Annotated in this window: 14 protein-coding genes and 2 tRNA genes; 10 read left to right on the forward strand and 6 right to left on the reverse strand. The window is 39.6% G+C overall.

The genetic code is table 11. The annotated features are described in order from the left end of the window. Positions 1–45: 45 nt before the first annotated feature. A complete protein-coding gene (locus HY817_00290; protein ID MBI4835678.1) occupies positions 46–237 on the forward strand; it encodes a hypothetical protein in 192 nt (63 codons plus the stop codon). Here HY817_00290 and HY817_00295 read toward each other — a convergent pair whose 3' ends face one another. Further along, complete coding sequence (locus HY817_00295; protein MBI4835679.1) at positions 238–1539, reverse strand: ATP phosphoribosyltransferase regulatory subunit; 1302 nt, start codon at positions 1537–1539, stop codon at positions 238–240. Positions 1540–1740: 201 nt separating this feature from the next. Here HY817_00295 and HY817_00300 point away from each other — a divergent pair, with 201 nt between their 5' ends. Both HY817_00300 and greA read left to right on the forward strand, forming a co-directional pair. Next, positions 1741–2991: an S-layer homology domain-containing protein gene (locus HY817_00300; protein ID MBI4835680.1), complete on the forward strand. Its 1251-nt coding sequence runs from the start codon at positions 1741–1743 to the stop codon at positions 2989–2991. A 66-nt stretch (positions 2992–3057) separates the two neighbouring features. Continuing rightward, the gene (gene greA / locus HY817_00305) at positions 3058–3591 is read left to right on the forward strand and encodes a transcription elongation factor GreA (GenBank protein MBI4835681.1); all 534 of its coding nucleotides are present in this window, start codon (positions 3058–3060) and stop codon (positions 3589–3591) included. Between the two features lie 6 nt (positions 3592–3597). Here greA and HY817_00310 read toward each other — a convergent pair whose 3' ends face one another. Further along, positions 3598–4503 (reverse strand): hypothetical protein, encoded by a 906-nt coding sequence (locus HY817_00310; protein ID MBI4835682.1) that lies wholly within the window; start codon positions 4501–4503, stop codon positions 3598–3600. A 99-nt stretch (positions 4504–4602) separates the two neighbouring features. Here HY817_00310 and HY817_00315 point away from each other — a divergent pair. The 7 genes from HY817_00315 (at position 4603) to HY817_00345 (ending at position 8164) form a co-directional block, all read left to right on the forward strand. Continuing rightward, positions 4603–4677, forward strand: a tRNA-Phe gene (locus HY817_00315). A gap of 145 nt (positions 4678–4822) precedes the next feature. After that, positions 4823–4908 (forward strand) — tRNA-Leu (locus tag HY817_00320). 113 nt (positions 4909–5021) lie between these two features. Further along, on the forward strand, positions 5022–5627 hold the full coding sequence (locus tag HY817_00325) for a hypothetical protein (protein MBI4835683.1): 606 nt from the start codon (positions 5022–5024) through the stop codon (positions 5625–5627). 20 nt (positions 5628–5647) lie between these two features. Beyond that, positions 5648–6181: a hypothetical protein gene (locus HY817_00330; protein ID MBI4835684.1), complete on the forward strand. Its 534-nt coding sequence runs from the start codon at positions 5648–5650 to the stop codon at positions 6179–6181. 55 nt (positions 6182–6236) lie between these two features. Then, positions 6237–6623, forward strand: a complete 387-nt coding sequence (locus HY817_00335) for a hypothetical protein (protein MBI4835685.1) — start codon at positions 6237–6239, stop codon at positions 6621–6623. 311 nt (positions 6624–6934) lie between these two features. Then, on the forward strand, positions 6935–7459 hold the full coding sequence (locus HY817_00340) for a GNAT family N-acetyltransferase (GenBank protein MBI4835686.1): 525 nt from the start codon (positions 6935–6937) through the stop codon (positions 7457–7459). A gap of 135 nt (positions 7460–7594) precedes the next feature. Beyond that, complete coding sequence (locus HY817_00345) at positions 7595–8164, forward strand: hypothetical protein (GenBank protein MBI4835687.1); 570 nt, start codon at positions 7595–7597, stop codon at positions 8162–8164. Between the two features lie 22 nt (positions 8165–8186). Here the strand turns inward: HY817_00345 and HY817_00350 are convergent, their stop codons facing one another. The 4 genes from HY817_00350 to HY817_00365 all read right to left on the reverse strand — a co-directional run bounded on the left by HY817_00350 (position 8187) and on the right by HY817_00365 (position 12392). Beyond that, entirely contained in the window at positions 8187–9224 is a 1038-nt protein-coding gene (locus HY817_00350; protein MBI4835688.1) for an aminotransferase class I/II-fold pyridoxal phosphate-dependent enzyme, read from the reverse strand. A gap of 340 nt (positions 9225–9564) precedes the next feature. Continuing rightward, a complete protein-coding gene (locus tag HY817_00355; GenBank protein ID MBI4835689.1) occupies positions 9565–10257 on the reverse strand; it encodes a hypothetical protein in 693 nt (230 codons plus the stop codon). A 370-nt stretch (positions 10258–10627) separates the two neighbouring features. Continuing rightward, positions 10628–11293 (reverse strand): hypothetical protein, encoded by a 666-nt coding sequence (locus tag HY817_00360; protein ID MBI4835690.1) that lies wholly within the window; start codon positions 11291–11293, stop codon positions 10628–10630. A gap of 307 nt (positions 11294–11600) precedes the next feature. Continuing rightward, positions 11601–12392, reverse strand: coding sequence for a DUF3800 domain-containing protein (locus HY817_00365; protein ID MBI4835691.1), 792 nt, complete (start codon positions 12390–12392; stop codon positions 11601–11603). Between the last annotated feature and the right edge of the window lie 442 nt (positions 12393–12834).

The following is a 12834-nucleotide window of genomic DNA, read 5'->3' on the forward strand; positions in this document are numbered from 1 at the left end:
ACAAGCATAAACAAAGTAGAGTGAGAATGAAATAGCTACCAATTTATGCTTAGTCCACTCACATTGAGCACAAAAATATTATTTCTCCTTATTACTCTACTGATAGCAGTGATTAGTTTTCAAGCTGGTTTTCACAAAGGCCACAATCAGGTGAACTGTGATCCATTTCGCCTGATCAGAGACCCTGCTCGGACTCCTTATCCTAATATCCAATCACTATTAAAAAATCCGCAATAGCTACTCGCCCTGATGATAAAAAAGAGCGGAGCGCTTGGCACTATCGGGATGGACTTTATCCAACTCTTCGGCAGGAATTCTCTCTAACAAGTAGTCATTAATTTGATTCATAGGCACAGTTTGTCTCTTACCTGTTTTCATATCTCGCACCAAAACAATATCTTCATTCACTTCCATTCTCCCCAACAGCACACAATAGGGGATTCTAAATTTGTAGGCAATGTCGACTTGTTCTTGCATACTACCTTTACCCATACTACCAATTACTTTAATGCCCTGATCACGCAATTGATAAAGCAATGCCATACCTTTTTTCTTCGCTTCGGGACCTAATTGGGCCACATAGACATGAATATTATCTTTGAAAGGAACGAACACATTTTTCTCTTGCATCACTTTAATCACTTCGTCTAAGTTTAAGCAGAATGATCGGCCGGCAATACTATTTTCCTCATCAACAGCTAAGATATTTTGATAATGTCCGATATGCCCTACTTTTTTCTGATCAAGGTAAATTTCACCATATAAAGGCTGAAAAAATGAATATGTATCAGAGAATAAGTAATCTTGCCATTCGTATTTTACCTCTAATGCCTCCAAATATTCTTCAATATTTTGATAGAATTCTTTTAGATCAGGACTAAAGTACTTTTCTAATCTGGGAGCCAATTTGGCTAAAATCTGACAATCTTCTTCAGGACAGCTCAGCAATGAGAAGAATTTCTTTTCTATTAAATTTCCTTTACAAACGCTACAGAGTGAACGTTCTTTGCCTAAATAGTATTGCTCAATTTCCCCAGCAAATTTTTGTCGAGCCTCGACGTCACCAATTTTACTTAGCTTAACAGTGAGACAATTAACAATACCAATGTCACTACAAATTGTTTGCCATAGCTTTAAGATCTGGGCATCGAGCGCAGGATCTTCTTCACCAATAATTTCAATATCAAAGCCCAAAAACTGCTTCACCAGTAATTGTTCTTGCTGCCATTCAGTAGCAAAGCACAAATCAAGAGCGTACAACTCTTGTGGTTGCGGCTTCTCTGACATTTTATGGGTAATATAGGCACGCCAAATGCCCCACATAAAACCACTTCTCAATACTAATTCATTACTTTTCCCTTCAGCTACATTGAAAAGAACCCGTTCACCCCACTTTGCTTGTGGGAGAGAGTCTAGGATTACTGGACGCTCAAAAATAGGAGTTGTAATACGTCTAATACCGGCTTGCCGACAACGATATCGAATGACCTTCTTAAGAAACGAAGCCACGTTATGTTCATCAGGAAGCATATCACGCATACCACGAGGAGGACTATAAAAAGTGCCTTTTTTTGCCACAGGATGAGGAGTAAATCAATGTATTTATGACAAAAAACTGATAAAACCACAAGTACAAGTAACCATATTCGGTGTTTTTTTTGATTGTAAGCATCTGTTAGTTCCAGTAACTTTACCTATGTGCCATCGTATAAAAGTATGATGCTCTTCACCCAATTTCTTATGTACCCACGATCAATCGCAACCAGTGTATTTAGTATTTTCATGCTCAGCACATTACCTTTACCTGCTTTGGCAGCCACTGCTACTGCTACAGCGACACCTAGCCCAACGATCTCAGCATCTCCATCCGCCACTACTACCGCCACACCTATAGCACAAGCTGAGGTTGTCTTTAGTGACATAACTAAAGACCACTGGGCCTACAATTCAGTACAAACAGTAGTACAGGCAAAAATAATGAACGGCTATGGAGACAGTACTTTTCGTCCCGACCAACCAATAACACGAGCAGAGACTACTAAAGTAATTGCCTTGGCTGTAGGAAAAGGTGATATCAAAAAACCAACAACAGTCACCCTACCCTTTACTGATATCACTAGAGATGATCCTTTGATTCCTTATATTCAGCACAGCTATGAAAATCGCATTATCAAGGGCTACAATGACAATACATTTCGTCCAGCAAAGCCAGTTACTAGAGCTGAGTTTCTCAAAATCTTCATGTTAGCAGCTAATAGTGTATTTAAAGATTACAATACCGGTGAAGCCTTTTTAGATGTTGGGGCAGCTCATGATTTAGCAAGTTATATTTATTCCGCTCGTGCCTTAGGTTATATCAAAGGCACCAGCAATGGTCTTTTTTATCCCAATACCCCGATTACTAGAGCAGAAGCGGCAAAAATAATTTATGCCTATGTGGCAGACAAAAAACAGCAATTCCCCGAATTATCTGAATTGGAGAAAAAAATGTTTGAAGAAATTAATAACAAACGGAAAAGTGAAGGCAAGGCTGCATTGATTATAGATAATAAACTTTCTGGCATCGCAAGGAAACAAAGTCAGGAACTCTTTGAACAATGGCATTTCCTCAGTAAACAACAAAAGAAAGAATACGAAGCTAGTCACGCGAACCAAATAGAACAAGATAAGCGCCGCCCCTGGACATCACATCGTAACGCTAGTGGACTAACTTTTGATCAATGGTTCGCTTTGGCCAGCAAAAAGTATGACATTAATTATAGTGAAGCAACCCAAAATATTGCTCATGCTTTCTTTGATAGCGCAACGCCAATAGATCGTGTGGTTGATATTATCAATAAAATGTTTGAAAAAGGCAGTGACAATAGCTTCCTTTATGCACATGCCTATAATTTATTAGGTAGCTATGTGTCATATACCCATATTGGACTTGGAGTTGTAGTGGGCGATGATCCGGAAGAAATGTATGTCACTCAAATTCTCACCAAATAGCAGTTTCATTGACACAATGCAGATCCTAGGTTAACAATTAGTCGCCTTCCTACTTTATTTACATTTATGGCTTCAACCAAGTTAAGCAAAAATGCTCGCCCGAAAACAACTAAAGCAACCCGAACTCAAGCTCAAGAAGAAGTACTACTGACGAAAGAAGGTCTTGATGCCTTGGTAATAGAGCTCAACACTTTAAAAACAGTACGCCGTAAAGAAGTAGCCCAAAGATTAAAAGAAGCGATCAGTTATGGTGATTTGTCAGAAAATGCTGAATACACGGAAGCTCGCGATGAACAAGCGTTTGTCGAAGGACGTATTTTGCAATTGGAACAACAAATCAAAAATGCCAAAATTATTTCTGGCACCAAAAAGCATGTCACTATTGTTCAAATTGGTCACAGCGTAGTACTCAAAAACCTTATCTCCAATCAAAAAGAAACTTACGTTATTGTAGGTTCCACCGAAGCAGACCCACTCAACGGTAAAATATCCAATGAATCACCCGTAGGAAAAAGCATCCTGGGTAAGGAAGTGGGTAGCAAAGTAGATGTCTTAGTACCAGAAGGTCATGCTCAATACGAGATTCTTAGTATTGAATAATTCCCTTTAAGGCGTTGGCTGAATTATTAATTTCAATCCAGGATCATCGAGATCCACAACTTGGATGTTATTGATAATAGCTTGCCGATTTAGTTCAATATTTCGCTTGCGGATAGTAGCTCTGTCCAGTAGGGGAAATGCTTGATTGGCTGATTGTACTAGTAATTGAGCTTCACTATTGAGTCGAGCTAATTGATAATTTGCTTCGACAAAAGCAGTATAATGGGTAATCACTTCAGCTGAATCGGGAGAAAGTGCTAATAATCTATTCACTTCACTCAGTGAAATGTTTAACTGACGCAGTGTGTCTTCCTTAGCCGCATTCACTTCAATTTTCTTTGCATTCAAAGTAGCCAACCATTGTTGAGCGTCATTGAGACTTTCGCTCAGCTTGTCAGAGTATTCAGCCAATGCTTGTTCACGATTATCTTTTCCTTGTAAATAAGCCCAAACATCAAATGTTAAAGTTTGCTCCAATACTCCAAGAACCTGCAATAAAGCAATTTTAGGCTCATCAGCTGTTATATCACTAGGTTCTAAAGAAAACTTTGGCTGTAATAAAGCGTTAAAACTCGCAACTCCTAGCATTGAAGCTGCTTGATTAGCTTGATCAATAGCTACATTTCTTTTCGTTTCATCGATATTTATTTCCTCTGGAGTAGTGGGGATACTGGGCCCGCTAAAAAGATAGATCAATCCCCAGATAAGCAAAAATAGGACAAAAACTCCCAAGAGGATTTTTCCCCAAGGAATGCTGCTAACAAATTCTTGCAGATTATTACTCTCGCCATCTTCGCTGCTGGACATTTGTCCATTATTACCATTGGCACTCATGGATGGCATCTCTTCTACAGATGGGTCTGTATTCTCCTGAGTAGCAGCAGTGTTCTGAGTATTATTGGGTGTATCCATAAAATTTATCCAAATAAGAGTTATTCTAACAGCAGTAAAGATGTTGTCAACATTTGCATATATGCAACTACTTTTATATAGTGCGTTCGCTTTTGAAATGCCGAGGTAGCTCAGTGGTAGAGCGAAGGACTGAAAATCCTTGCGTCGTGAGTCCAATTCTCACCCTCGGCACCAACCTGCGCTCTGCGAGCTTCGGTTGGCACGGCCAACTTGAAGGATACGAGAGTTAGGTTAAGCCAGCAATTTACGAGCAGCTGAGCCAGCGCAGTGTTAGGCTACCGAAGTCGCGATTAGCGCGCAGGTACGCCACTACCAATTAGGGCGCGTGGTGGAATGGCAGACACGCAAGACTTAAAATCTTGTTCCTGAAAAGGAGTGTGGGTTCGATCCCCACCGCGCCCACCAACAGGTATTTACGGCTTCCCAAAGGCGATATATCGACATCAAGTCAGGGTATTGACCTTGGTTGTGTTATATTTTTATTTGTACTATATTGACCTCCTTTCAAAAAATACGATATGTCATCAAATGTTGAATTGTTCCAATATTATGATGCTTCTTTTGAGGCATTCCGCAATTGCATTGATCAGATCGCTATGGGGCGCAATAATACTTCTGTAATAGAAAAAAGTAAAAATCTTGAGGCAACTTTGCACTTGATGCTTGAGGCAAAAGCTATGGATCCTGATTGGGACGCCCTGCCAGTTGAGCTTCAAGATCAATATCATCGATTATTTGCTCATTATGGCGAAGTCGGATATGTACGCTACCAAAACAATTTAGGTATGGCTCGTTGTATAGAAACCTTTAAAGGCAAAATAGTAGTAGGTCAAAAGGCAACACGCCGAGCCTTCTCTGAGATTTATGTACGCCCGGACTACCCTGAAGTTAACACAGTATTGGCTGATTTTGCTCAAAATCTATCTGATGCTGGTATTGAGACAGAAAGGGTTTTTGCTCACGAAGATATTCAACCTCAAGACTTTCAACTTCCAAGAGACCGGTTTGGAATAAATCAACCGTACGTTAAAATCCTTCCCACTGGAATTATAGGTGAATTACTACCTGATCGTCTTACGATAGCTTATTCTAAAACTGCCAACAGAATAGCAATCACTAGATAAATTAATCATTACTTAAATTTATGAATTCTTTAGATTTACCAGCATTGGCTGAAGTAGTAAGAAAAGGAACTATGGCCATGGATAACATGCCTGTCGAAGTCGCTCGTCATGAGAGACCTAAAACCATAGAGCTAAAACCTAAAGCAATTTATGACGAGATTTGTGGGGTAGTAGCTAGATTAAATCGTGATCTAGCGTCACCCGTATTCACTGTGACTCCAACAGTAGACAAAATTGATGCTGAGTTGAAATCTAGTAGAGCTGGATGGATATCAGTACATGTATATTTTGAACCAGTTGCCGGAAAGGGAAGAGAGCAAGTAGCATTCTTCCAGATTGCTACTACAAAACAACAAACGGTAGATCGTGAAACTTTAGCTCCAATTGCCGGTGCATTTCATTACGAAGGGAGTACAGGTAGCTCTCCTGAAGCTATTGAGACTCTTATTGTACAAGGAACGGAAGAAGCTATACGTAAGTTAGTGAGAACCAACGCTGACAGAACAATGCGTCCAGATCTTTATGATGTGCCTGAAATAAAGATTCCAGCTTAAGGTTTAATCCCACACTGTATCCTAATAGCAGTATCTATATAAATTACTGATTTTTATGAGCACCAGATCTCTTCATCTCAAAGTCTTAGTGGTTGATGATGATACACATATAAGAGACAGCCTTGGAATGGCACTAGAGGAGGATCATAATGCTGAGGTTATTATGGCAGCTACTCGTAAGGCTGCATTGGAAGCCTTGAGATTACACGATGCAGAATCACCTTATGGCATGGTTATCGCTGACAAGTATTTAGGCATACCTGAAGAGGACGTTGGAGACGCAATTAGGGATGCTGCCTGTGCCTGTATTCCTCCTATCCCAGTTGTAATTTTGATGAGTAGTAGTTTTACACAACAAGAAACTATAACTGGTACTACTACTGTCTATAAAGTACCAAAAATACAAACACTCCAGGTGGTAAGCGAAGTGACTGCTGCCTAAAGAGTTAACCATGGTTCAATCCCACACCGCTCCCTACAGACTAATGAGTCGATAAGAGAGTAGGAGAGCTGGCTTTTTCCTCATGCATAGTCACTTGTTTTATCAGTACCTTCCTACCATCTCTTAACTCATGGTAGATCTTGTTCTCGAATAGAAGCCTGAAGTTAAACAGCGTGTAACCACTGCCCCCGCGCTCACCAAGCGTTTATGGCTTAAGAAAGAGATGAGAGATACGTCGAAGCTCTATTAGTCATGCGCTGCTACCTCACTGAATACTTCTATGTTAAGGTGCAGAAGATAGTGAATTCTCTATGACGATCCATAAAATAACCATTGAAGATGCTACCGGGCTTCTCACGTACTTTCAAACGTTAGTTGCTGTAGATACAAAGAGAGTGGAGCGCCCTGAAGACGTGGCTAAGATTACTCTAGAAAATGAGAAAGCATGGATCAGCTCTAGGATTGATGATGAAGCTCAAAAGGAAATGTTTGTTTTGTGCCTGAAGGATGAACAGGGCAATATTGTCGCAGAAGGAGAGGTGGAAAGAAAAAAGAGATGGATTGAAAGACACATTGCAGAGATTCGTTTTGGCGTTCTACCTGGCTATGAATCTAAAGCAAAATCAATGGTTGAGCAATTGCTGAATACTGCACAACAAAATGGTTTAGAAACCTTATTCTACTTTCACCTTAAAACTCAGACTCAAGGTATTAATATAATGAAAGCGTTAGGATTTAAAGAGATTGGAACTATTGAGAAGTATTATAAGCTCAATGATAAGAAATATATTGATAGAGTCTATTTGAGTAAGAACATTCAAAAGGACGCCACTTGATTGAACCATAAATGTTCAATCCCACACCGCTCTCTACTAACTAATATATGGATATTTTTACGAATCCAAAGTAATAAAGTTGTTAACTTAACTTTATCCAGCAATTAGGTAAGATACTGAACAGAACTTTCTCCCATGCAAATACTCTTTATTGTAATCAGTAGTATCCTGGCTCTCATCTCTCCAATCATTTATGCACGAGCTATTTTGAAAGGAGAAGCAAAACCACACCGTACCACTCGCTTTGTCTTGCTTATTATCACAGCTCTTTCTACAGCATCATTACTCGCAAACAATAATACGGTAGCAGTATGGCTAGCTGGAGTATCTACTCTTCAGGCTATTATTATTTTCATACTCAGTATCAAACAGGGCATGGGAGGCTGGGCCAAATTAGATATTCTTTGTCTTGTTATCGCTTTGGTTGGTGTTGTTGCATGGCAAACTACTAACAATCCTCTTATAGGCCTATATTGCTCTATTCTCGCAGATTTTACTGGCATGGTCCCTGCCTTGATCAAGACCTATAGACTGCCTAAGACTGAAATTGCTACTTTCTTTGCGCTTGATACAGTTGCCGCCATATTTACGCTTTTAGCGACTACCATATTTAGTATGGAAAATATTGCCTATCCTATTTATATTTTTCTTATCAACTTAGTGATGTGTAGCTTGATTGTAACTCCACGTCTTAGAGGGAAATAATAGGAGCATAGACATAATCCTCTTACAATTTATTAATCAGGTTACGTGTATCCTGTATAAAATCATTTATAGCAGTATCAGGTGTTGCCCAAGAACAAGTGAGTCTGCATGTCGATCTTTCTGAGCCATTTTGCCAAACATAAAAGCCATACTCTTTTTGAAGTTCTGTAATGAGTTTGTTATTCAGAATAGGGAAAAGCTGATTTCCATTTGGAGCATTTTCAAACTCTATACCAACTTTGACTAATCCTTGATAAAGCTTTTGTGCTTTCTGATTTACTAATTTCCCTAATTCGAACCAAAGCTGGTCTTTCCCAAAGAAACGTTCAAACTGTAAAGCAATGAATCGTCCCTTAGCCATTAAGCCACCTCGTTGCTTTATATGATAGCGAAAATCTTTTTGTAATTCTGGATTTATAATTACTACAGCTTCTCCATACATACCTCCATTTTTAGTGCCCCCAATATAGAAAGCGTCTACTAATCTAGTGATATCTTTCAAAGTTATGCCATTTTTTTCATTTGCAATTGCCATAGCTAACCTAGCACCATCTAAATAAACAAGTAATCCTTTCGAACGAGCATAATTAGCGACATCCTCAAATTCAGTGAGAGAATATGTTGTACCAGTTTCAGTTGCTTGTGTTAGATATACAACCTTAGGCTTCACTGTATGTTCATCGTGATGTTTAGCAAATGCTTGTTCAACATGAGCTGGTGTAAGCTTCCCATTAGCAGATTCTATTGCAATAATTTTATGCCCCGTAGCCTCAATAGCTCCGCACTCATGTACGTTTATATGAGCTGAAGTTGGAGCTATTACCCCCTCATGCGACCTAAGCATGGCTGCGATAACAGTGAAATTTATTTGAGTACCATTAGGTAAAAAATACACATCAGCATTTGTAGAGCTGATCTCTTTGCGAATAAGGTTTTCAGCTTTTTGACTATAGCTATCATAACCATAACCACGCTCCTGACCATTATTATTATTCATAATATGTTCTAGGATTGCTGGATGAGCTCCTTCCGAGTAATCATCAAAAAATAAGTGCTTCATATATATTTCTTATCTTACCAGTAAGGTAAATAAAAAGCTGTTCACTGGCAAACGTATCAATTAAATAAGATTGGTGGTTCAACCCCACACCGCGTCCTACGAGCTAACAGGGAAGTAAAGTATTTGAAGAGCCCACTTCTTCCTCCTTCATAGCGACCTCTTTGATGAGCACCTTCTTCCCATCTCGCACTTCGTGATACACACACATCACGAACAAAAGCCTAAAATTGAACAGCGTGTAACTACTGCCCCCGCACCCACCACGGTTTGGCTTGTATAAAGTCTTACAGCTATTTGTTTTATTATATCCAAGACCAGCCTTCTACTAGGTGCAAACAAGCTACTCGAAGTCTGGAATAAAATCATTTGCTAATACCTCACCGAACTTCTTTACAATTCGGCAAGACCAGGAATGAACATGGTCACGTAATATATGTTCTTTTGCTCTAAATATTGAGGTTAACCTCTTTTTATCTGCTAAAGACCCGTATCGATCACGATCAGCATGAATCATTACAGTAATAGTCCCTCGAGGCTCAAGACTTGGTAGATAAGGATATGCTCTTATTTGCACTCCACAAATTGCTACTGCTCTTCTCACCATATGAGGGTTGCAAACTTGCACTCGTAATGCTAAAGCTGCACCTTGGCTGTATCCACTCAGCACAAAGTGAAAATCTCTACGAGAAATGGTTTCGCACAATACAGCTAAATACCGTTCTGCACTTTGTATTTGATCAAGATCATAAGGTACAGGATCACGATCTAAATAATCTAAGTCCATTAATACCCGCGCCCAAGACCGCAAACCTTTTGAGGTGACAAGAGGTCCCGTGATGCCAATTACACTGGAACGAGTAACACTTTGTAGCTCAGCCACTTTTCTGGTTGTATCCTCCTGATGAACTAATGCACCATCTACAAACAACACATATGGTGGTGGGCAGAGATCTAAGACTCTATTTATCTCTGAATGGTTAAAGGTCTCTCCTTTTCCCGTTATCAATTGCTGCTCTGCACTAACACCAGACATACAATGAGAAATTAGAAGAAGCTATTATATAGTACTTTTATAAATACGCCACTAAAGTAGGGGACTAATTAACTCTCTCTTCCCTCATCGCCACTTCTTTAATGAGCACTTTCCTCCCATCACGCACTTCGTAATAGACGCTCTTCACAAACAGAACCCTAAAATTAAACAGCGTGTAACCACTGCCCCCGCGCCCACCACGACTTTACACCGTTGGTAAAATAAGAGCGTTATCTTCTATTCTTAGAGATACTTACGCAAAGGATATAGTAAAGCAGATAGAATGGGGCCCTACCATCCGGTATGGACATAAGTGATCAAACTTAATCTACCTACACCTTCCTATGCATATCAGATGAAATCTTTGATTTTATTGTCGGCCCATGAATGCTTCCATTTGAGCCTTACTAATAGCTTTTTCTGCATGAACTCGATCAATGGTTTTTACTAAGTAGCCTTTTGCTATGAGTATCGATACTACATGACTTGGTTCGCCCTGCGATAACTCGGGATGGTAAGACTCAGCGTATGTCATAGCATTATACGTTATATCCGCATCTGACATACCATCAGGCCTATAATTTGGAACTGCTAATGCGGCCATAAAAGCCTCCACAGAATACTTTTCGTTGCTGGCCTCGGTAGGATTTGGAGGTATACCCACTTGAATCTTGGTTTTCATGTAATTCTCAATCCATTGAGTTTGTTTGACCGTATCCGTTAGTTTTATTTCTTGTAAAGCATCTATCTCAGCGTTTATCTTGTCGTTTTTCTCATTACGTTCGTCAAAGGGTAATGTCTCATCATACAATTGACGCTCCAATAGTGAGATTTCTCTGTCGATCAAAGTTTTTAACTGTGCGCTAATAGCCTCGGCGGGTGTTTCACGAGCATTAGTGACCGCGTGCATCATCGAACGAATGGCATCTGATGCATGGGCATGACGAGCGGCATTACCATTTGATTCCACACTACCCGTGGATAATCCTTTTGGTCTAGGTCCTGTTGCTTGTACATCGCTATTTGTTTTCTCCATATTAATTTTTATTAACTCTTCTCATTGTATAACACTTTCGCACAGTCAGCTACTGGAAATGATACCTCTGAGGTTAAATATAACCGACGACGTATAATTATGTTGTAAGCAAGTTTTGAAGATTTTCCTTTATAGCCACCTCTTTGATCAAGACTTTGTGACTATCTCTGATGGTGTGATAAACCTGATTTACGAACACAAGCTTGAAATTGAACAGCGTGTAACCACTGCCCCCGCTATCAAATTAATTGCTTTTTAAAATACCTATCTGTTATAATAAAGATGGTCGCGTGGAAACTCGCGCCCATCAAAAGTGGATCTCAGACAGAGTCTTGAGGTCTTTTTTTGTTGGAAAGACTTTAAGCCCATGTCCAACAATGCCTTTAGGACCCTTTAGTAACTTAGGCAAACTCAGTTCTTGAAAACGCCAATATTCAGTCGGTAGCTTATCGTATTGGAAAACATGAAAAATGGGGTAGCAAAACAGATCTGCAATCTGAATACCGATAGTCTTATCAGAAGTAGCATACAGTAGCCTTTCTACTATTCGAGGACATTGAATAGTATACGGTCCTCCGCTCCAGCGAATGGAATGGTGAATACCATCCAAATCATCACCAATAAATGATTTCTGTACTTGCCCTTCTCGAGGATCAATAATACACATGCCTAAGGCTTTTTCTTGCTGTAAGAAAAGCTGAAATCTTTCGAGCAAGAATATATAAGCAGCATTATAGGGCTTTTGATTAGGATATTGTTCCCAATAGGTCTCCTTTTCAATCACGACAGAAATGAGATGAATAGGCACACTTTTCAAAAAGGCTGCTACGTCTGCTTCTAATCTGTCATAGGCTTCACGATTAAAAAGTTTCAAGGGTGATCCTTCCTTTCTATCAGGGTTAGCATACCTGAGAAAATTAGATTTCACTTCTATATCCTCATTCTGATAGTACTTTTTCTTTAACCTACGGAATTCGGTTTCGATGTTGAGCCGATCATCTTCATGAATAATACAACCAGTGAGCACTAAGAATTTACTAGCTCCTTCAGCCATATTATGCGCAGTATTACCTGATTCATCAATGTACATGAGATACATACTTTCTATTGCAAAAACTACCGAAACTTTACCATAAAATGGATGTAGTCAATACTCACCATCAAGTTCAATCCCACACCGCGTCCTACTAGCTAACATGCCACTGAAGTAGGTGCAGAGCCCGCTTTCTCTTCCTGCATTGCCACTTCTTTTATCAAGATACGTTTGCCATCCCGAACCTCGTGATACACGTTTGTGGCAAATGAAACCCTGAAGTTAAACAGCGTGTAACCACTGCCCCCGCGCTCACCAAGCGTTTAGCGGCTTACTAGAGATGAAAGGTCCTTATTTAAGGAGCGGCTGGTTAAATTAAACAATAGGTTGGAGAAAATAATATTGAGAGAGTTAATTTGAAGAGGTTGTGAGAATGTTCATGCTCATATCTAAAGATAAATTGTTTCAAATAGAGGTTTCGGTATTTCTTTGACACTCCATGGTGAAT

It is taken from the genome of Candidatus Abawacabacteria bacterium, assembly GCA_016207805.1.
Taxonomy (GTDB): domain Bacteria; phylum Patescibacteriota; class Gracilibacteria; order RBG-16-42-10; family RBG-16-42-10; genus JACQZO01.